This window comes from Myroides pelagicus (genome assembly GCF_009711055.1).
Lineage (GTDB): Bacteria > Bacteroidota > Bacteroidia > Flavobacteriales > Flavobacteriaceae > Flavobacterium > Flavobacterium pelagicum.
The window spans coordinates 16140-37446 of record NZ_WMJY01000001.1 but is presented as its reverse complement, the minus strand read 5'-3'; the positions used below and the strand labels follow the sequence as shown (position 1 = coordinate 37446).

The 21307-nt window shown below is 35.4% G+C and carries 16 protein-coding genes; 5 read left to right on the top strand and 11 right to left on the bottom strand.

All coding sequences use genetic code 11. The annotated features are described in order from the left end of the window. Window positions 1-718 precede the first annotated feature (718 nt). The 5 genes from GJV77_RS00150 to GJV77_RS00130 form a co-directional block, all read right to left on the bottom strand. Window positions 719-1201, bottom strand: a complete 483-nt coding sequence (locus tag GJV77_RS00150) for a hypothetical protein (RefSeq protein WP_155034328.1) — start codon at window positions 1199-1201, stop codon at window positions 719-721. A 33-nt stretch (window positions 1202-1234) separates the two neighbouring features. After that, complete coding sequence (locus GJV77_RS00145; protein ID WP_155034327.1) at window positions 1235-1741, bottom strand: hypothetical protein; 507 nt, start codon at window positions 1739-1741, stop codon at window positions 1235-1237. Then, entirely contained in the window at window positions 1738-4626 is a 2889-nt protein-coding gene (locus tag GJV77_RS00140; RefSeq protein WP_155034326.1) for a DUF6493 family protein, read from the bottom strand. Before GJV77_RS00140 ends, GJV77_RS00145 begins: the two co-directional genes overlap by 4 nt. Before the next feature lie 68 nt (window positions 4627-4694). Then, a complete protein-coding gene (locus GJV77_RS00135; RefSeq protein ID WP_155034325.1) occupies window positions 4695-5174 on the bottom strand; it encodes a GNAT family N-acetyltransferase in 480 nt (159 codons plus the stop codon). Between the two features lie 39 nt (window positions 5175-5213). Continuing rightward, on the bottom strand, window positions 5214-5564 hold the full coding sequence (locus tag GJV77_RS00130) for a winged helix-turn-helix transcriptional regulator (protein WP_155034510.1): 351 nt from the start codon (window positions 5562-5564) through the stop codon (window positions 5214-5216). Between the two features lie 1054 nt (window positions 5565-6618). Between GJV77_RS00130 and folE the strand changes: the two genes are divergently transcribed. From folE to lgt, 4 genes are all read left to right on the top strand, one after another. After that, window positions 6619-7293 carry a GTP cyclohydrolase I FolE gene (folE, locus tag GJV77_RS00125; protein ID WP_155034324.1) on the top strand — a complete coding sequence of 225 codons (675 nt, stop codon included), beginning with the start codon at window positions 6619-6621 and terminating at the stop codon, window positions 7291-7293. A 19-nt stretch (window positions 7294-7312) separates the two neighbouring features. After that, window positions 7313-8791, top strand: coding sequence for a cysteine--tRNA ligase (gene cysS / locus GJV77_RS00120; RefSeq protein ID WP_155034323.1), 1479 nt, complete (start codon window positions 7313-7315; stop codon window positions 8789-8791). Between the two features lie 59 nt (window positions 8792-8850). Then, window positions 8851-9075 (top strand): membrane protein insertion efficiency factor YidD, encoded by a 225-nt coding sequence (yidD, locus tag GJV77_RS00115; RefSeq protein ID WP_155034322.1) that lies wholly within the window; start codon window positions 8851-8853, stop codon window positions 9073-9075. 64 nt (window positions 9076-9139) lie between these two features. Beyond that, complete coding sequence (lgt, locus tag GJV77_RS00110) at window positions 9140-10066, top strand: prolipoprotein diacylglyceryl transferase (protein WP_155034321.1); 927 nt, start codon at window positions 9140-9142, stop codon at window positions 10064-10066. Window positions 10067-10124: 58 nt separating this feature from the next. Here lgt and GJV77_RS00105 read toward each other — a convergent pair whose 3' ends face one another. After that, window positions 10125-10304, bottom strand: a complete 180-nt coding sequence (locus GJV77_RS00105) for a DUF4177 domain-containing protein (RefSeq protein ID WP_155034320.1) — start codon at window positions 10302-10304, stop codon at window positions 10125-10127. A gap of 139 nt (window positions 10305-10443) precedes the next feature. On the opposite strand from GJV77_RS00105, the gene GJV77_RS00100 reads away from it, so the two are divergent. After that, window positions 10444-12585, top strand: a complete 2142-nt coding sequence (locus tag GJV77_RS00100) for a class I SAM-dependent methyltransferase (protein ID WP_155034319.1) — start codon at window positions 10444-10446, stop codon at window positions 12583-12585. Window positions 12586-12680: 95 nt separating this feature from the next. Here the strand turns inward: GJV77_RS00100 and secDF are convergent, their stop codons facing one another. From secDF to GJV77_RS00075, 5 genes are all read right to left on the bottom strand, one after another. Beyond that, window positions 12681-15668 (bottom strand): protein translocase subunit SecDF, encoded by a 2988-nt coding sequence (gene secDF / locus GJV77_RS00095; RefSeq protein WP_155034318.1) that lies wholly within the window; start codon window positions 15666-15668, stop codon window positions 12681-12683. A 137-nt stretch (window positions 15669-15805) separates the two neighbouring features. Next, the gene (mdh, locus tag GJV77_RS00090) at window positions 15806-16741 is read right to left on the bottom strand and encodes a malate dehydrogenase (protein WP_155034317.1); all 936 of its coding nucleotides are present in this window, start codon (window positions 16739-16741) and stop codon (window positions 15806-15808) included. A 67-nt stretch (window positions 16742-16808) separates the two neighbouring features. Next, window positions 16809-18746 carry a DNA topoisomerase (ATP-hydrolyzing) subunit B gene (gyrB, locus tag GJV77_RS00085; RefSeq protein WP_155034316.1) on the bottom strand — a complete coding sequence of 646 codons (1938 nt, stop codon included), beginning with the start codon at window positions 18744-18746 and terminating at the stop codon, window positions 16809-16811. A 165-nt stretch (window positions 18747-18911) separates the two neighbouring features. Next, window positions 18912-19418 (bottom strand): GreA/GreB family elongation factor, encoded by a 507-nt coding sequence (locus GJV77_RS00080; RefSeq protein ID WP_317162537.1) that lies wholly within the window; start codon window positions 19416-19418, stop codon window positions 18912-18914. A gap of 102 nt (window positions 19419-19520) precedes the next feature. Then, window positions 19521-21287: a TonB-dependent receptor domain-containing protein gene (locus tag GJV77_RS00075; RefSeq protein ID WP_155034315.1), complete on the bottom strand. Its 1767-nt coding sequence runs from the start codon at window positions 21285-21287 to the stop codon at window positions 19521-19523. Window positions 21288-21307 lie beyond the last annotated feature (20 nt).

Here is a 21307-nt window from a genome sequence, read left to right as displayed (position 1 = left end):
ATACTGACATTTTGACAAAACACACCTTTGCTTCAGTAATAGCTTAATAAACTACTGATACATTAATTAGCTACACCATTCAAAAACGAATACTTAAAGTAAAGCTTTAAATAATGAGACTCACCTATCCAAATATAAAATACACCATTGTAATATTAGTCAGTAAATAAATTAGTGAAAAAGACGCTTATATTTTAATCAAAGATTACTGATTTGAATAGTTTACTTCTAAAGCATCTACTCCACCCTATTTGATCGCTTACTGCCTTTTTTCACTTTTGTTTTAATAAGTGACAAGCTGTCTTTTTGAAGTACTTAAAAAAGGGAAAGTTTACCAATTGCTATAGATTACAATTGTCTTTTTTACATTTCAATCAACACCTTCTTTAGACTTATCTTCTTCATTTTTTAAACCTTACTTTTTATTCCCTTTTGAATGTAAGTAATACAACGATGTTCCTTTTCAAATTTTCGAGGCTAAGCTCAATTCTTTTCAAAAAGAAAAAGGTAGCTTCACTATGAAACTACCTTTTACATTAAATACTTTTAACAAAACTAAACAAGTTGTCTATTTAAATCATTTACACCCTTTGTATTCATTTATCTATTGTTTTCGTAACCCGAATAGCTTTCGGATAAAATAAAGCCTTAAATTGCCTTAGAACAACAAAAGGATTGTCTTTTCTATAAACTATCCTTTGCAAAGCCTTTATGTGATTCAAACAAGATCACTTGCCCTACCATAAAACTTATCTCCTTCTACGATTGATCGGTAATAAAATGTCCCCATATCTAAACCAGTATCTTTGAATAAATCTTCTATATCAATCTCTTGTTCTGAGCGATAAAACAAATCCGAATCTATAAACCCTACGGTACCTGTATTTGTGTTAAACACAATAGGATCATTGTGTAGTCCACTTCCGATGATATAATAACCTCTTTTATAAATTGCTTTATTACTCTTGTTGTAATTAAATCCATGCAACTGATAGACTTGAGAGAAAGAATTCTTCCCAAATCGCCAACCTGATTGATACGAATGATTAATAAAGAAGCTTCCCACCTCTTCTCCAAAATTTCGAATAAAATTAGCTTCTCCAGTTTTGGTCAACTTCCATTTGGTCATTGTGAACTCTTGACTAAGAAGAGCTACTGCCTTATCAAATAACTCAATCTCTATTTTTTTTATTTCTTTCATCTATACTTTTGTATAATTCACTTGTTTATTCTTTTAGTAAATAAAATTGACTAATTCATCTATACTGTATTCAAGGTATTCTCCTTTTGAATTCTTATATCGGTTAAATAGAGAATACTTGTATTTTTTGAAATTTAGCTTTAACCACGCGTGGTAATAGTCATCTAAATAAAGACTAAACTCTTGTTCAAAGGTAAGGTTTTCTCCTTCCTGCTCAAAGGTATCAAATGTTCTAATCTTTGATATTACTGCACGTAATTCTTCCATTGTAATATCACTAAGAGTTATCGGAGCTGGTAAGGCTATCCTAAATGCTAATACTTGTGCTTCTTCCTCTTCCCACCACTCATAAAGATTGTAAACAGATATGTCTTTACCAGTTATTTCAGCCAAATATGCAGCTATTTTATTATAAATTATCTGATCTTGATCTTCATACTCATCACAGTACGCCGTATAGTCAAGTATTTGCTTCAAGACTTCGTCATACCGCTCTTTAGCCACTTCAAAGTTTGGAAGTATCTCTGCTCTTAATTTCATTTTTTCAATGCTAATAACGATTTAATAATTTTCTTAGTTGCAGTAACTGATGACCAACTCGACAATTTCTCAATTACCCCATCATCAGTCAATGCCGACCCCTGTTTATTTATTATTTCGAAGTATTGTTCAAGTATTGTCTTAAATCCTTTTATTGGCTCATGTCCCATATGAGCTATCATTGATTCTAACATAACTTGCAAGGCAGTAGTATGCTGCTGACTAATGTGAATAAAAGTATTTTGAATAGTATCCGTTAATCGCTTTAGATTAGCAAACTCATTGCGCTGTATTTTAGCCAAATATATTCCAAGCACTTTTTGATCTAAGTCTGCGACTTCTTTAATCCACAATTCAGCTGCTAACGCTCGAGATACCCTATCTTCTGTTATTAGCGCTAAAGCCAAGAATAAATAATAAGCTTCTGTATGTTGAATACTTTTGAATTGCAATATATTAACCAAAAGACCTTGAAGCAATTTTTTTTCTGCTACTTCGTATGTACTACTCCCTCCATAAGATAGTGCTTGTTGAATTACTTTAACTAATACCACATCAATATTCCTTGGTGTATACGCTATCAAATCACCATCTACACTATAGCGCTGCTCTGCTAATTGATAAGAGAGTAAAGCCATTAGATTTGTGCTTTTAAAAGAATGCCCTACTCCACTAACATCAAATGCCTGATTAATACGTGAAAAAATAACAGAGGAATCAACACTCAATGATAATGGTTGAATTACAATCTTCTTGTTATATACCGTCTTTGGCTTCATCTCTTTGCTTTTGGCATCCCAAGCAGTATAAGTATAGGGCTCATCTATTGAATCCCAACTTTTAGACCAGCTGGTACAATATAGGTATTCTTGCTCTGTGTAGTCATCACCTCCAAGAGTTTCCTCAAAGGTTTCAGGAAAACGAATAGAAGCAGCATACCTCCATACATCAATCAATTCTTTGCTTCCTTTTATTTGTATTGTGCTTCCTAATACATAACGTATTAAAGCCAAACAATCCTCGTTTAGCACTTCTTTAGCTAGTGCTATTGCTTCTGTTTTATCTTGTAGGTCCTTTACATACAGACGACTTATCGCTAATTGTAGATCTATTGAATCAAACAGATAGCCTCCTTTTTGATACAGAGCTAGGCGCTTAATTAATGCTTTAGCATCTAAATAAAACGGCTCAACACTTGGTACGCAAAGCACAGGATAATAAACTCCTTCTGTTACCATCTTTAAACTGTGGTAATAAATCGGCAACCACAAGCGTACATTTACATAAAAGTGCCTCATATTTCCTTCTGACACTAATGATATTGTCTCTAAGGTAAACCCAAAGTTATCTCCTAACTTATTGCTTTTTAAGTGCTTTTGATATATTTTCTCTAAAGCTTCTATCTTAAATCTCGAATCTTGCCTCAATAAACGACTCCACTCTATCAGCCACATACCTAAGAGCATATCTCTATGACTTGCACTCCATATATTGCCTATTACCTTATACGCCTTATCAAATACAGGCAGAAGCTTATCAAAATCTTCTTGCTGCATAGTAGGTATGAAATGCAGGATAGCATCAACAGCATATTCAAAGGTGTATATAGTCGCACTTCCCCATGCACTGGTAAGATAAAAGACTAAATCTTCTGCATTATCAATTGGATTGATAAATCTGTCTTCGCTGTCTTCTTCTATTCCTTTTTCAGGCAAACCTACTTCTTGTAGTTCTACTATATAATCCTTTAACAAGGCTTTCGTATCACTTAGTAGTAAAGAGTGATAAGGATGTAATCCTTCTTTTATAGGTTGACTAGGCGTGACGAGTTTTATTAATAGCTTAGCTAGCTTTTTCTGCATAGTCTGGTCTTGCATACTAAACCCTGCTAGCAATACTATTGCACACTCTTGATTCTTTGACTTATCTTTTTTGACTAGTTGAGTAACTAATTTTATTCCTTCATTTAATACGGTCTTCACTGTTGAATTAAAAACCATTGACATAGCTGCAATACAACTCTTATCGTCAAATGACGGATCATGAACAACAGATAATAGCAAATTAAGCGAGGTATTAACCACTTTAGAATATGGACTCAATAGCATTCCCTGCAATGGCTCTTGCATAACCAAGATCGCTTCTTTGTCAGTTAATAGAAACGATATCATCTCTGCAAACCAATTATTTAAAGGTGTTTTATTAAAAGCTACCGCCCCTTTTATCATTGCTTCAACCACCTTTATTCGATCCAATCGCCCATCGTCCACCAATTGCTGAATGATGAATTGCCAATTAATTAATTGATCATCTATACGTTTATGAGAATAGCATATACTTGTCTCATAAGCAAACATATGCCAGATATGTTTAAAAAAGAAGGTAGGATAGCGATCCGCTAATTGTAGATCTGGGTGTGTAGCTAAAATCTTAGCCCAAGTTTCTTCTTTAACTTCATCTTCACGCCCAATGCGCTTTATTAATTCATAGCAAAACGCAATATCGTGAAATGGTGGACTAATAAAGTCTTTTCCGATAGCATCATTGATCCGTTGTGGTAACCAATCTGGTACATACCATGCTAAAACAGATTCATATACCTGTTTATCAGCTATTCGCACTGCTTTGATATCTTTGTAACTCATACAAACTAAAGCTGCTGTATCTACTGCTGTTAGTTGTGATTGACTTCCTCTGGCTCCAAAGCGTCTATTAGTGTCGTCTAACGCTATAATCTCACTGTAGTGTTTTACTAATTTTCCAATAGACTTACTCCAAGAAAACCGCTCTGTCTCACCTACAGATTTTAACAAGGCTAATGTTGCTGCAACATCTCCATCTGCTATAGTTAGTTCTAATTCTGACAACTGTTGTTTTGCATTCATGCTTTGTACTGTTTGCGCGTTGAATTTACTCAATTTACCTTATATAAATAGGATATAGTAATTATTCTTTACTTGACTTTATACTCGAATTGACTCTTAATTCCTTTATCTTCGGCAAGCTTAAAGCCGACGCGTGTAATCATTTTAACAGATGATATGTTTTCTTTATTAACTACAGCTACTATCGTTTTGACTTGAGGCAACTCTTGTTTTATTGTATCGACTAATAACTGTAATATTTCTCTACCAAAGCCACCACTCCAGAATGCTCTTCCTATTGATACTCCAACTTCAACCGTTTGTTTATCTCTGACAAATTTGTAAAAAGCTGTACCCATAACTGCCTTTTCTTCTTTGTGTATCGCCACCCAACGATAACTTTTAAGCTTATTATTACCTGCAGCTGTATTTTCTACATAAGCAATAGCCTGCTCCATTGTTTCGAATGGTAACGTATTTCTATATTTCATAGCCTCTTTATCTGAATATATCTCAAATAAAGCCTCTGCATCGATTAATTCAAAATCTCTTAAATAAACTCTATTCATGGTGATCTTATTTAAATTAAAAAGACCAATCCTATTGGATTAGTCTACCATTATTGCTATTAAATCTTTTTTATACTTATTACTCCACAGCTTTAATTGCTTAATGATATATACCAATTCTTGTCCTCGACTTGAAAGACTGTACTCAACGCGCAAAGGCACTTCTGGAAATACTTGTTTAGTCAATAAGCCTGCTTGTTCCAATTCTCCTATTTGCTTGGTCAATACGCGTCTAGGGGCTACTTCTATTAGCCGATGCAATTCACTCAGACCAAGTGGCCCTAACTCTAACTCCATTAAAATCCATGCATTCCAGCTTTTAGAGAGAATATCTAAAGCCAATCGAACGCTATAAGATTCATAAATATCTTTGGATTTATAAGCACACATAAAAAATGATTTAATCACAAAGTTAAACTATTATCACTCTGTTAGTGTCTTTTTTATCACTATATGATTGTTTTGCTTCTCATTTCTCTTGCCTACAGACTGTTGGGTGTGTTTATTTATTAATTATATATAGATAGAGTTTTTGACATATTCTACTTAAAAGAGTAAAAGAAATAACTTTTAGCACGTCAACTTACCGCTTTTTAAAGATCATATTACAGTTTTTGTAGAACCTTCTAACGCTAGTCTTATTCTTTAAAAACAAAAGGTTTAAAACTATTTAATCTTTTTGTCTAAATTCTTATTTTGTACAAAATCAGCCTGTATAGCTGATACAGAAGATTTTGAAAGTAAAGCAATTCAAAGCATAGAAAATACTTTCACACCCAATAAAAAACACCAATACTCTAGGTGTTTTATTTTCTCATTTTGTCTTCTCATTTTTATTAAAAAACTGATCTAAAACGTAGCAAATCCCAATATTTACAAGGCATTAACCGATACTTCTTCGAGTCATCTTCGGTAAAAGCCCCTATTTTAGGCATTCCTTTCGAAGATGACTCGAAGAAGTAACTTAGAAAGCACTGAATACATTGAACTCATCGATAGTTCGGTAGTTGTAGAACTGATTTTTTCAACCAAAAGAACCTTATGTTTTGCGAATAGTAAAAAACACATCTATAGGTCATGTGCTTTTCATTTGAAATAAACAATTCAAATATTGGCAATAGGCCAATAGATACACTGTATCATACTATCATCGCTTAGTAGCAAATCAATTCTAAATGTGTAAAAGAAATAAGTAAACTTAAAAGAATACTATTGGTAAGCAATAAAGTTGAACTATACATACTAAAAGACAGTAAAATGAACCCAAAAAAACAATAAAAAAGCGCTAACAAATAACAAATAAGTCCTTTAACTCACTCAAAACAATTGCAATAGAATACACCTATGCTGCTATTGTACATTTATCTAATAGACGACTCTTTCGTCTGCATTTATTACTTATATTTGTATCCGATAAAAACAATATGTATTAAAACAAATATAAATGAATACAGACGAAAAATTTCACGACGACATGGGAGATAACCACATTGGTTCTGGTACTGATGCTACTCCTCTGAGAAGTGATGCGTTTGACCGCACAGATGATGAAAAAATAGAATTGATAAAGAAAGATGTTGAAAGCATTTTGAATACTTTAGGTTTAGATCTTACAGACGACAGTTTGAAAGGAACGCCTAACCGTGTAGCTAAGATGTTTGTTAAGGAAATTTTTGGAGGGCTAAACCCTGCTAAGAAACCTAGCTCTTCAACTTTTGACAATAAATACAAGTACAGTGAAATGTTGGTAGAGAAAAACATCGTTGTTTACTCTACTTGTGAGCACCATTTACTTCCTATCGTAGGACGTGCACACGTAGCTTATATCTCTAATGGTACAGTTGTAGGTTTGTCTAAAATGAATCGTATCGTAGATTTTTATGCTAAAAGACCTCAGGTACAAGAGCGTTTAACTATTCAAATTGTAAATGAATTAAAACGAGTATTGAATACAGAGGACGTAGCATGTATTATCGATGCAAAACACTTATGTGTAAACTCACGTGGTATCCGCGATATCGAGAGTAGCACAGTGACTGCTGAATTTGGAGGAAAATTCCAAGAGGAAAGCGTTCGCAAAGAATTTTTAGAATACATAAAATTAGAAACAAAGTTCTAATCCATTAATATAGATTAAAATGACATTATATCAAAATCAACAGTTAAAAATGTACAACTCCATAACAGGAGAAAAAGAGATTTTCACACCTATCCATGAAGGAAAAGTAGGGATGTATGTTTGTGGACCTACCGTTTACAACTATGTACACCTTGGAAACTGTCGTACGTTTATTTCTTTTGACTTGGTATATCGTTATTTGAAACACTTGGGATATCAAGTGCGCTATGTTCGTAATATCACTGACGTAGGTCATATCGTAGATGATGTAGATGAAGGAGAAGATAAAATTGCTAAACGAGCTCGTATCGAACAGATAGAGCCAATGGAAATTGTACAGAAGTACACATTGAACTTCCACAATATCTTAAAGCAATTCAACAATCTTCCACCGAGTATAGAGCCTACGGCAACCGGTCATATTATCGAGCAAATTCGCATTATTGAAGAAATTATAGCCAATGGATTTGCCTATGAGGTAAACGGTTCGGTATATTTTGATGTCGTGAAATACAACCAATCGCACAACTATGGTGTGCTAAGTGGTCGTAAGATTGAAGATATGTTGGCTAACACAAGAGAGTTAGACGGACAATCAGACAAGCGCAATCCATTAGACTTCGCTCTTTGGAAAAATGCAGAGCCTCAACACATCATGCGTTGGCCTTCTCCTTGGGGAGATGGGTTTCCAGGTTGGCACTTAGAGTGTACAGCGATGAGTACAAAGTATTTAGGCAAACACTTTGATATTCACGGAGGAGGAATGGACTTAAAATTCCCACACCACGAGTGTGAAATTGCACAGAATGAAGCTTCTACGGGTAACTCTCCAGTTAACTATTGGATGCACGCAAATATGCTTACCTTAAATGGTAAAAAGATGTCTAAATCTACTGGCAACAATATTCTACCCAATGAATTGTTCTCAGGAGATAATTCAATTTTAAAAAAAGCTTTTTCGCCAGCAGTAACTCGTTTCTTCATTATGCAAGCACATTATAGAAGTATTCTTGACTTTTCTGATGACGCAATCATGGCTTCTGAAAAAGGTTTCCACCGATTGATGGAAGCGATCAAAGCTTTAAAAGATTTACCAGTCTCTGCTAGTTCTACGGTTAATATCGCAGCATGGAAGCAGACTTGTTATGATGCGATGAACGATGACTTCAACAGTCCTATCTTAATCGCTCATCTATTTGACGCAGTGAAGATGATTAACCTTATTAAAGAAGGTAAAGAAACCATCTCTGCTGTCGATTTAGAAGAATTAAAAACAAGTCTAAATGCCTTTGTCTTTGATATTCTAGGGCTAGAACAAGAAGAAGCTACAGGTCAAGACAACGCAAAACTAGAAGGTGTAGTTAATATGCTAATTAGTATGCGAAATGAAGCTAGAGCGAATAAAGATTTCGCCATGTCTGATCACATTAGAGATGAACTAGCAAAGCTAGGCATCCAATTAAAAGATGGAAAAGAAGGAACTTCCTTCTCTATATAATACAATAATCAAAAAGCTATAAGGGTCTTCTCTTATAGCTTTTCATTCATATAGCTCCCATGTTAAAGAAAATATTAATCTTTCCTTTTGTTCTACTTGTTCGATTTTATCAAGTAGCCATCTCCCCTTTTTTTCCACCTGCTTGTCGATATAGCCCTACGTGCTCTCAGTACACATTAGAGGCCTTAAAAAAGCATGGATTATTCAAAGGAGGTTGGTTGGCAATTAAGCGAATTAGTAGCTGTGGGCCTTGGGGAGGTAAAGGATATGATCCTGTGCCTTAACAAATATTTGACGCTTATTTGTCAAAAAATATTTACATTTATCCTTTAACACGATACAATAACTATGATTTACTCATTGAATATGATTTGGAATCCCTCAGAAGGTTTTAACCTTGGACCTATAACCCTGCGATTTTATAGTTTAATGTTTGTCATTGCCTTTGGATTAGGCTGGTTTTTGACAAAGAAAATTTTTGACCGCGAAGGCGAGTCAACCGAAAAATTAGACAAACTGTTTATCTATACAGTACTAGCTACTCTTGTTGGTGCGCGATTAGGGCACGTATTCTTCTATGATTGGGATTATTACAAGGATCATTTATTCGAAATTATATCACCAGTACGTTTTTCACCTAAGTTTGAAATCGTTGGTTTTAGTGGATTAGCCAGTCATGGTGCTGCTATTTCTATTATTATTGTAATGTATTATTACAGCAAAAATATTGTACACAAACCTATGCTTTGGATTTTAGATAGAATAACTATTCCTGTTAGTATTGGTGGTGTGTTTGTGCGTATTGGTAATTTCTTCAACTCAGAAATAGTAGGACACGAAACAACAGCATCACTGGGCGTTCGTTTTATTCGCGATAAGTTTACACCAAACCAAGCGCGACAGTTAACAGGGCTTACAGATCACAACCAAGCATATAATGCAATTGAGACCAATCCTCAATTTGCTGAAGCACTTGCTTATGTCACACCGAAGCACCCAGCACAGCTATATGAAGCATTTGGTTATATCTTTGTCTTTATCATTCTATACTATATGTATTGGAAAACAGATGCACGAAAACATTTAGGATTATTGTTTGGCGTATTCTTAGTACTTCTTTGGACAGTTCGCTTTATTGTTGAATTTGTCAAAGATAGTCAAGGAGGTTTTGAAGATGTATTAGGGGTGTTCTCTACCGGCCAATGGTTAAGTATTCCTTTTATCATTATAGGAATTTACTTCTGGGCAACTGCAAAAAATAGACGATATGAATAAGCGTATCTTCATTATAACAAAAAGAGCTAATCAAATACTATTGATTAGCTCTTTTTGTTTATAATGCTCTTTTGAATGTACAATACTGTTTATACGTTGTCCCAGAATTTATATTAGGAGTTACACTAACCAACTCCCACCCTTGCATACCTAAGTTATTGAGCTCTTTTTCTGCTTTTAAGACATCTAAATCAGGATTCAACATGCCTTTTAGCTTGACTTCAATTATTTTTTTCAAATCTTTTCATAATAATAGTTTAACATACCCAAATATATAAATAAACCTATTTAAACTTGCTCAAATAAACACTATCTTTCACATTAGATCATAGCCAAAAATATCAAATCAAAAAAGAATCAAACACGCCCTATATATTATGTCTACAAAATACACCACTCAGGACAGAGGAGATAAAAAACAGTACCAACAATACCTAGAAGCCATGGATGCGATAGCCATCGAAAAAGTAGCTTCAGCCAGTGTGTTTTTTCATAGCAAACAAGGTAATGTGTTGGTTGATGTTGGTATGGCTTCCGGTACTAGTACTGCTATTCTAGCAGAACTATTTCCTCACTTACAAGTAATCGGTGTAGATATTAACCCAAAAATGGTCAATATAGCTCAAAAAACCTATCAATTACCAAATCTTAGCTTTCGCGAAGATGATGGAGAAACCTTGACGAGCTTTACAGAAAACAAAGTTAGCGGCTTCTTTAATTGCTCAGCGATACATCACATCACCTCCTATAACGACTATGACAACAACCGAGCACTCAATACTTTAAAGAGACAGGTTGAATTACTGCAAGACAAAGGAGTACTCGTGGTACGCGACTTTGTCAAAGTAGAGGAAAAAGAAGTAATCTTAGAACTCTCTACCCTTGCTAAAGAAGACCGGCCAAGTGATACGGATTTATTTATACAGTTTAGCCAAACGGCTCGCTGCTTATCCACAAACAAGGGGTTTCCTATAGAAGAAGTACAAACCTTAAAATCCAATACTAAACGTTTTAAGGCATTTTATACAGATGTAGTTGAATTTATACGTCGAAAGGATTATTATGCAAACTGGGATATTGAATTACAAGAAGAATATGGTTACTTTACGCAAAAAGAATTTGAAGATACCTTTCGCGATTTAGGATTGCGCATCATTGTCTCTACTCCTATTTACAATCAGTGGATTATCAATAATAGATATAAAGGAGCCTTTACTATATATGATTTAGAAGGAAATGACATTGGACTACCTCCAACGAATTACTTAATTGCAGGAGAAAAAGTTACTGGAGCTAAACAGTTGCAATTAACCAGACACCTTCCTTTACTTTCAACCCCTTATTTAGAATATAGCTCCTTTTTAAACGTAAAAAACAAACAAGTATTTGACTTAGTAAAACGTCCAAATCAAGTAGTAGATATTCTCCCTTATCAATGGATTGAGAACAATCTTAAAGTTATTGCTAAGCACGGTTATCCCCGCCCACTGTGTATTTTGACAGAAAGCGGACAAATACTTGACGGCAAACGCTATAGTGGTTATATTCCTGAGGCTCTAGCCTTGGCTGATAGTGCAGATTGGGCTGAGGAGGTAGCCCAGCGCTTTAATATTATGGCTAAACACTATCTAGCAGCAGAACAAGGATTGAGTTATTATACTTCTCCTGGAGGGATCAATGAACGAGTAGTTGCTCAGTATTTGCCCTTAACGGACAACTTCAACTTTAAACCAAGCGGATTGCCAAAAGCAAGAACAGGATTTAAAGACATGGGATGTTTAAAACAATACGACGCTATTCAACTGCTCAACACTGCTCAGACAGGAGCATTGGTCGAAGCCCGATTGGAATTAAATATATACTATTTACTAGCCCAGAAGAAAGTAGAATTGCCTAAATGGCTGGGAGAACAGCTCACGCCTGAGCAAATTGATGATTTATCGGTGACAAACTTATCTGATATACTTGATCAACGCGCAAAGGAATATATCCCAACAGCAGAAACTGTTAACTTTCTAACGACTCGTCGTGCAGTATTCGCCGAACGTGGTATTGACAATAGTAATGTAGTCTTAGAATACACCTATCCCACGAACTACAGCATCAATACAGTTACTGTTCTTCCAGTATATAAATACAATCAAGAAGTCTATATAGGGTTAGAACAACGCAGCTTACCTGTTCCACAACTCCATCAAGACAATAGCCTTCTATTGACCATACCTGCTTTTAGATTATCCAAGAAAATAGAGGATTTATGGGATCTAGAGCAATACTTAGAAAAACTAATTGTTGAAGGTTCACCTATCAAAGCATTTAAAACGCTAGGTCAGAAATACTTTCCGAGTATTGGTGTGACTCCAGAGCAAGTATATCCTTATGTTGTAACACTGGCTAAGGCAAGTGAACACCTGCATTGGGTAAAATTAGACGAACTAATAGATAATATTGACAAATTGACTGATGCGCATTTGTTAATAGCCTTATTTCGCTTTATACACAGTCAAAGAAAACATTAATAAGAAAAACTAAACAACTACCGTTGCTAAAAATAAAAACGACCACTCCATTCGGAGTGGTCGTTTTATTTTTATACTATTAAGCTAAGAAGTAATTAAGCGTTTTCAGCTGCTAGTTCTTCTTGAGCTTCTTGGTGTCTTTTTTCAATAGCCTCCTTGTCTTTACGTGGCATAGTATCCACTAATACCGGTGTAGCCAAGAATAAAGATGAATAAGTACCTACTAAGATACCGATTAACATCGCGAATACAAACCCTCTCATAGAATCACCACCGAAGATGAACATAATTAACAATACCATTAATAAAGTAACAGAAGTATTAATTGTACGAGAGATTGTAGTATTTACAGAGTCATTAACGATCTTGTTGAAATCACCTTTTGTTTTTCCAGCGATATATTCACGTACACGGTCAAAAACAATTACGGTATCATTCATCGAGTAACCAATCACTGTCAAGATTGCAGCGATAAAGTGCTGATCAATCTCCATGTGCCATGGCATAATCTTATAAGTAAGAGAGTAAATACCCAATACAAAGATAACGTCGTGTGCTACTGAAATAATAGCTCCTAATGAATACTGCCATTTGCGGAAAGAAATGATTAAGTAGATAAAAATAGCTACCATCGATCCTAACACAGCCCAGTAAGCATTTTGCTTAACGTCTTTTGCCATACTAGGTCCAATCTTAGAAGCTTGAATAATACCTAAACTTTTACCTTCACCTGTATTTACAAACTCAATGTAAGTCAATTCATTTTTATAATAAGACTTAAGTCCTTCGTACATTTTTTCATTAACCTCTTTGTCAACAGCAGCACCTTCTTCATCTACTTTGTATTTAGTAGTAATTTTAAGTTGCTCTTTATTACCAAAGGTTTTAGCCTCTACATTCACTCCGAATACATCACCTAAGTGGTCTCCTACTTCACTAGCTTCTACAGGTTGGTCAAACCTAACCTGGAATGTTCTTCCTCCTACAAAGTCAGTTCCTTCATCAAATCCATTAGTAAAGAAAGATACAAAAGAAACGATAACGATAACAGCAGAAATACCATAAGTCACCTTTTTAACTTTTAAGAAATCAAAGTTAAAATTAGTAAACCAGTTCTTAGTGATATTTGTACAGAAAGCAAGTGTTCTACCTTTAATAATATCCTTATCCATAAAAATACGAGCGATAAAGATCGAAGTAAATAAAGATGTACCGATACCAATTAATAAAGTAGTAGCAAATCCTTTAATAGGTCCAGCTCCAAAAGCAAATAAGATAACCCCTGTCAAAATATGTGTAACGTTAGCATCAACGATTGGACGCATAGCACCTTGCCAGCTATAAGACTCTTTAATTGTCTCTGGTAAGCTCATGCCCTTGCGCAGACACTCCTTCGCTCGTTCAGAAATAATAATATTCGCATCTACTGCAGTACCCATTGTTAATACAATACCGGCAATACCAGGTAAAGTTAACACAGCACCTAAACTAGCCAAGATACCAAATAAGAATAATAAGTTAGCCAATAATGCTACGTTAGCATACCAACCTGCTCTACCGTAATAGAAAGCCATCCAACCAGCTACGATGATAAGACCAGCAATTGCTGACAACATACCTGCATCAATAGCTTCTTGTCCTAATGATGGTCCTACAACCTCTGACTGAACAATATCTGCTCCAGCTGGTAGCTTACCAGCTCTTAAGATATTTGCTAAGTCTTTAGAATCTGCGATTGTAAAGTCTCCTGAAATAGATGATCTACCCCCTGTAATAGGCCCTGTAGTTACTCCAGGCGCAGAATATACTACGTTATCAAGAACAATAGCAATTTGTGATTTCTCTCTGAATGCTTTACCTGTAAGTTCTTCCCATATTTTAGCTCCTTTTGGACTCATTTGCATTCCAACTACTGGACGTCCAAATTGATCAAACTCATCTTGAGCTCCCGTTACTACACTTCCACTTAGTGGAGGTATTCCTTCACGGTTTGTTTTTAAAGCGTATAATTCAACAACACCTTCGTTTTTCTTCGCTGGTTTACCCCATACGAAACGAGCATATTTCTTATCAGCACTTAATAAATTACGTACATCTTGACGTTTTAAATAAGTGTTTACTTTAATAGTATCTTTTGTGTGGAAGTAAGCTACGATAGGTCCCTCAGGATTACCTTCTCCGATCATTAAATCTAATAATGGCCCTCTAGAAGTCGGTTCTGCTGCAACACTATCCTTTTTAACACCTCCTAGGATTGCATCAATTTCAGAGCTTTCCGCTGAAGCTTCAACTACTTCTTTTTTAGGCTCTTCCGATTTCTCAGTGGTCTGTAAATAAGAATTAGCTGCATATACAAAACCTCTAATTTCATTATTTTTATAGGTTTCCCAGAACTCTAGTTGTGCAGTACTCTGTAAAAGGTTTTTGATACGGTCAATATCTTTAGCCCCAGGTAACTCAACTAATATACGTCCAGAATTTCCTAACAACTGAATTGTAGGTTGAGTAACACCAAACTTGTCGATACGCTCTCTGAATACACGGTAAGCACTCTCTACAGATTCTGTTACCTTTTTTTCAAGAATTGTTTTCACTTGGCTATCTGGCATTCCAATAGTAATCTCACTTAGATTTCTATTAGCGAAGATATCAGGTGAAGCTAATCCTACTGTACCATTAGACGCTTCCTCGAAAGCTTGATAGAAACCTTCTAAGAATGTTTGGTTCCCTTGTCTTTTAGATTCAGCATTCGCTAATGCCTGGTTAAAAACAGCATTTTTAGAGTTATTAGATAAACCTTTCAAAATATCTTTAATAGATATCTGTAAAGTCACACTAATCCCCCCTTCTAAGTCTAATCCTTTCTTGATTTGCTTAGCTCTTACTTCATTAAATGTCTGTCCTAAAAATACCGTTTGATTACCAATTGAATCAAGGTATAGCAACTCTTTTGTAGCGTCTCCACCAGCAAATGCTTTTGCCTTATCCTCATAATGGTTGGTAACAAAGGTGAATGAAAGTTGGTAAATACTTACCAATGCAAATATTACTGCGAAAAATTTAACGAGTCCTTTGTTCTGCATTATTATTAAAAATTAATTATTTATTACTTTAAAAACGAGCAAATATAAAATATTGCGTGATACTTTACCAACACTTTACGAGAGAATATCGGCAAAACGATGCACAAAGTATCACTTTATTTTAACATTTCAATCCCTTAAGATAAAAAATTTGTTAACTCTTTGTTCGTTTCTAATATCGCTTCTACACTTGCATCAAACTTTGATTGCTCTAACTCATTGAAAGACAACTCTACTATTTTCTCAATACCGTTTTTACCGATCACACATGGTACACCAATAAATAGGTCTTTTTTTCCATACTCTCCTTCTAAATAGGCTGAACATGGTATCATGCGTTTGCGATCACTAAGTATACTATCTACTAAATAGGCTACAGATGCTCCTGGTGCATACCAAGCCGATGTTCCTAATAACTTAGTTAAAGTTGCTCCTCCAACCATTGTTTGCTTAGCTACTTCTTCTAATTCCTCTTCACTGACAAGTGTTGATAATGGGATACCTTTATACGTTGCAAAACGAGTTAGTGGAATCATAGTAGTATCTCCGTGTCCACCCACTACCATGCCTTCGATATCTGCAATTGGTTTATTAAATTTCTGACTCAAGAAATATCTAAAACGAGAAGAGTCTAATGCTCCCCCCATACCGATGATTCTATTCTTTGGCAATCCTGTTACTTTCATTGCTGCTAAAGCCATTGTGTCTAATGGATTAGTAACAATAACGAAGATTGCTTCAGGCGAATATTTTAATGAATTATTGATAACTGTCTTTACAATAGACGCATTAGTTCCTATTAGCTCTTCTCTAGTCATTCCTGGTTTTCTAGGAATACCCGAAGTGATAACGATCACATTACTATTTGCTGTCTTCTCGTATTGATTAGTAGCTCCTGATACTACAGTACCAAATCCTGAAGTAGCAGCACACTGCATTATATCCATTGCCTTACCCTCAGCATATCCCTCTACAATATCCACTAGAACTACTTCACTAGCAATTTGTTTGTTTGCAATTACTTCTGCGCAGGTTGCTCCTACATTTCCTGCTCCAATTACTGAAACTTTCATACGTTAATATTTTTTAGTGATTAAAAAAAGGTCAATACAAAAATGCATGACCTTTTAGTATAAGTTATTATGCGTCAATCTTTGCATAAGTAGCATTCTTCTCGATAAACTCTCTACGTGGTGGAACTTCATCACCCATCAACATGGAGAATACTCTATCTGCTTCTTGCATACTATCAATGGTTACTTGTCTTAGGATACGGTGTTCTGGATTCATTGTTGTTTCCCATAACTGTTCCGCGTTCATCTCTCCAAGACCTTTGTATCGTTGAACAGAAGAACCACTTCCCATAGCTTCCATAAGTGTTAAGCGCTCTTCTTCAGACCAAGCATATTCTTTTTTCTGTCCTTTTTTCACCATGTATAAAGGTGGTGTCGCGATATAAACATATCCATTCTCTATCAATCCTCTCATATAACGGAAGAAGAAAGTAAGAATAAGTGTAGCAATGTGGCTTCCGTCCACGTCGGCATCACACATGATTACAACCTTATGGTATCTTAACTTTTCTAGGTTTAACGCTTTACTATCTTCCTCTGTTCCTATTGTTACACCCAGAGCGGTAAAGATATTCTTGATCTCTTCGTTTTCAAAAACTTTGTGTCCCATCGCTTTCTCTACGTTAAGTATCTTACCTCTTAATGGAAGAATTGCTTGAAAAGCTCTATCTCGTCCTTGTTTGGCAGTTCCACCCGCCGAGTCTCCCTCGACTAAGAACACCTCACATTTAGATGGGTCTTGTTCTGAACAGTCAGACAGTTTACCTGGTAATCCTCCTCCTGTCATCACGGTTTTGCGCTGTACCATCTCACGTGCTTTCTTAGCAGCGTGACGTGCTTGTGCTGCCAAGATTACCTTCTGAATGATTATTTTCGCATCGTTTGGATTCTCTTCTAAGTAGCTTTCTAGCATTTCTGCTACAGCCTGACTTACTGGAGATACTACCTCTCTATTTCCTAACTTAGTCTTCGTTTGACCTTCGAATTGAGGCTCCATTACTTTTACAGAAATAATAGCTGTCAATCCCTCTCTAAAGTCATCTCCAGAGATCTCAAACTTTAATTTATCTAACAGTCCTGAAGCATCTGCATATTTTTTAAGTGTACGAGTAAGTCCCATACGGAAACCTTGCAAATGTGTACCTCCTTCATGTGTATTAATGTTATTGACATAAGAATAAATATTCTCAGCATAAGTATCGTTATAAATCAACGCTACTTCTACAGGCACATCTCCTTTATCATTCTCCATAGAAATTACATCCCCAATGATTGGCACTCGGTTTCCATCTAAGAACTTGATAAACTCTTTTAGACCTTCTTTTGAAAAGAATGTTTCCTCTTTATAGGCACCATCCTCGTTCTTTTCTCTCTCATCTGTTAAAGTAATCTTTAACCCCTTGTTCAAGAATGCCAGCTCACGTAGACGTGCAGCTAATGTCTCATAAGAATACTCAGTGATTTGAGTAAAGATAGAAACATCAGGCTTAAACATTACTTTTGTACCTCTTAGCTCTGTCTCTCCAATTACTTTTACTGGATACTGTGCTTTACCTTTTGAATATTCTTGTTCGTATATCTTTCCATCGCGATACACTGTTGCAATCAACTGTTCTGATAAGGCGTTCACACACGAAACACCTACTCCGTGTAAACCTCCTGATACCTTGTATGAATCTTTGTCGAATTTACCCCCCGCACCGATCTTAGTCATTACAACCTCCAAGGCTGATACTCCTTCTTTCTTATGAATATCTACAGGAATCCCACGTCCATTATCCTCTACTGTAATCGAGTTATCCTCGTTAATTGTAACTTTTATTGTATCACAATATCCTGCTAATGCCTCATCAATAGAGTTATCCACAACCTCATATACCAAGTGATGAAGTCCTCTCACTCCCACATCTCCAATATACATCGATGGACGCATCCTTACGTGCTCCATTCCCTCTAAAGCTTGTATGCTATCTGCTGAATAATTATGCTTTGTTTCCTGGCTCATAATTTTTATATAAAATAAGTAACTACAAATATAAACTATCTCCAAGACTATATCAAGTTTTAAGCTTGGTTATTCGCAGTTTTTAACCCTTCTTTTTCTCTGTTTTTTTCGATAAAAAAACGCAAGAGGGCTACTCTTGCGTTTTTACATCGTATCTAAAAAAGCTTATTCTATATAATTTACTTTAAACTCACAATTGTTGAATACAAATGTCTCATTTAACTTTCTACCTAGAAGCTCCTTAGCTATCGGAGCATCATTAGAAATTGCCATAACTGACATATCGTCTAAAACTATTTTAGGCAAAGCTGCACTGAAAAATAAAGTAACGGAGTTAATCTTAACTACACTTCCAAATTCTACTTTATCACTTACTTTCTTCTCGTCTATCTTAGAAACTACTTCCAAAATATCTAAGTTTTCTTTAATCTTCTTACTTAAGTTTTCTTGTTCGATGTGCATCATCGCCAATCCCGTCTCATGTTTATCTCCTGCTGAGCTTTTCGCATCGGTCTGAGCATCTGCTGACATATCACTGACGATAGTTCGAAATGCACTAATTTTATCCTCTAACCGCTGGATACAAATTGTTTTAAGTCTTTCTTTTAGTGTCATCATTAATGTTTTATACATTCTCCTATCTGGAGTCTGATTATTGTTGTTTTGTGACACAAAAGTAAGCCTTTAGACCTATGAATACAACATATTTGTATGCTTGTCGAGCAAAAAAACAATCAAATAGTCAAAATTTAAACTTTTATTAAGCTTTTTTTCTCAAAAATCGAACTTATACATCACTCCTCCTACTGCTTGGAATCCTTGTACCTTATAATTATCCCATTTATCGTATTGATTATTTAATACATTGTTCAGCTTTGCAAAGGCTGTCCAGTTTTTCGTAATTCGATATCCTACTTGTAAATTCAAATCTACATAACCGTCTAGCTCTCGCACCTTATTCATTTGAAGAGCTTCTGGATCACCTACAATCGTCCCTTCTATATCTGAAATCGAGAATGCATCATAGCGACTACCGACATAGTAGAGGTCAAGATTAGCATACCACGCTTGACTAAACGATAAGTCTAGATTTGCCCCAAACTTTGTAGTTGGTAAATTCCATGCTTTTTCTCCGTCTGTATCATAGTTGCTCCACTGTGCATAAGCTCCAATGGAAGCCTCTTTATTAAATTCATATTTCAGTTCTCCTAACAACGAAAAAGTCTTTACTTTTTGTGACTCTGTCGCGAATGAGTTTCCAAAACCAAATGGTACTTTTGCCGTATTGGTCGAATAAGGGGTATGAATAAACAACAACTTATCGGACTCATTCATATACGACCCTTTTACATTATAGGAAATATTATGATCTAACTTTCCACGCATTCCTACATAAATATCGTAGTTCTTACTCGTCGGAGTGATTAGTAAATTAGGCGCTACAAATGGATTAACCTCTACTAATTCCTTATATGAATTCTGTTGCAACCCTCCTTCTATACCGGCATAAACACTTAATAGATTAGGCACTAAGTTATAAGTACCCTTTATTTGTGGATATACGTAGAATTTTCCATCACTCTGATTAGCTACTTTACCATCGTTATAGTAAATACCTAACCCTAATTGTACAAAATATTTATCTCCTTTAAACGCGACGTTAGGCTCTAATCCGATATTGAAGTGGGTGGTCTTTTGCGTTGTTTGTGTCACCAAGTGATCTTTAAATTCTGTACTTACATAGTCCAATACTATCCCTAAATTAGCATTACTCATAAAGCCAATACGCGTAGATATTTGCGGTTTAATAGAAAATCTATTCTCCGTAGAACTGTAGTCGTCCCAAAAACGGTCAAACTTTACGTCTAGATTGGTGAATGGAGATTGCTTAAACTCAAAATTACCATTGAAGTAAATATCTTTATAGCGCTGTTGGGAATCTACTCCTTGAATATCTCCTCTGTTGAAGTTTACCTCCTCCATTGGCAAACCATACCAATGACTCGATTGAAAACTTCCTCCTAACTCAGTTGTCCAGCTAAAGTTCCCTTTTTGTCCTCCATAGTGAGCACTAGCACTTGTCTTTGAGTAATTGTCTTCTAATAATAAATCTTTTAACCCTCCCTGTGAAGACATATAGTTTGCAAATCCTGCCACATAACTATTGTTTTTGAATTTATGACTCAAAAACACCTCCCCATTAATCGTTGTATAAGATCCAAATGAACCTAGCGCATAGTTGTTAAACGTCTTTAGTGGTTCGCGTTTTTCTACTTCTGCGACTTCTCCTTTCTCTGGTACAAAGGTTGACTCTACCGGGTAAGAATTAATATTGTACTCTACTGTTTTTTTCTCTGTTACAATATCTTTATCTTCTTTAGGCAGCTCTGTCATCTTATCAGCATCAGCTACCTTTCCTTCATAATTCCTAACTACATTAACCACTTCAGTTCCCAAATCTGGTTTTTTATTCTGTGCTTGTACAGACACAACAGAAGCCACAAAGGCAGTTAGGGCTATATATATATTTCTATTTTTCATATTTCTTCCTTATCAAAAAA

Bases quoted from the DNA above. Each gene is read 5' to 3' on its own strand.
- GJV77_RS00150 (WP_155034328.1), bottom strand. From the start codon at position 1,201: ATGAAAGAAATAAAAAAAATAGAGATTGAGTTATTTGATAAGGCAGTA.
- GJV77_RS00145 (WP_155034327.1), bottom strand. From the start codon at position 1,741: ATGAAATTAAGAGCAGAGATACTTCCAAACTTTGAAGTGGCTAAAGAG.
- GJV77_RS00140 (WP_155034326.1), bottom strand. From the start codon at position 4,626: ATGAATGCAAAACAACAGTTGTCAGAATTAGAACTAACTATAGCAGAT.
- GJV77_RS00135 (WP_155034325.1), bottom strand. From the start codon at position 5,174: ATGAATAGAGTTTATTTAAGAGATTTTGAATTAATCGATGCAGAGGCT.
- GJV77_RS00130 (WP_155034510.1), bottom strand. From the start codon at position 5,564: ATGTGTGCTTATAAATCCAAAGATATTTATGAATCTTATAGCGTTCGA.
- folE (WP_155034324.1), top strand. From the start codon at position 6,619: ATGAATACAGACGAAAAATTTCACGACGACATGGGAGATAACCACATT.
- cysS (WP_155034323.1), top strand. From the start codon at position 7,313: ATGACATTATATCAAAATCAACAGTTAAAAATGTACAACTCCATAACA.
- yidD (WP_155034322.1), top strand. From the start codon at position 8,851: ATGTTAAAGAAAATATTAATCTTTCCTTTTGTTCTACTTGTTCGATTT.
- lgt (WP_155034321.1), top strand. From the start codon at position 9,140: ATGATTTACTCATTGAATATGATTTGGAATCCCTCAGAAGGTTTTAAC.
- GJV77_RS00100 (WP_155034319.1), top strand. From the start codon at position 10,444: ATGTCTACAAAATACACCACTCAGGACAGAGGAGATAAAAAACAGTAC.
- secDF (WP_155034318.1), bottom strand. From the start codon at position 15,668: ATGCAGAACAAAGGACTCGTTAAATTTTTCGCAGTAATATTTGCATTG.
- mdh (WP_155034317.1), bottom strand. From the start codon at position 16,741: ATGAAAGTTTCAGTAATTGGAGCAGGAAATGTAGGAGCAACCTGCGCA.
- gyrB (WP_155034316.1), bottom strand. From the start codon at position 18,746: ATGAGCCAGGAAACAAAGCATAATTATTCAGCAGATAGCATACAAGCT.
- GJV77_RS00075 (WP_155034315.1), bottom strand. From the start codon at position 21,287: ATGAAAAATAGAAATATATATATAGCCCTAACTGCCTTTGTGGCTTCT.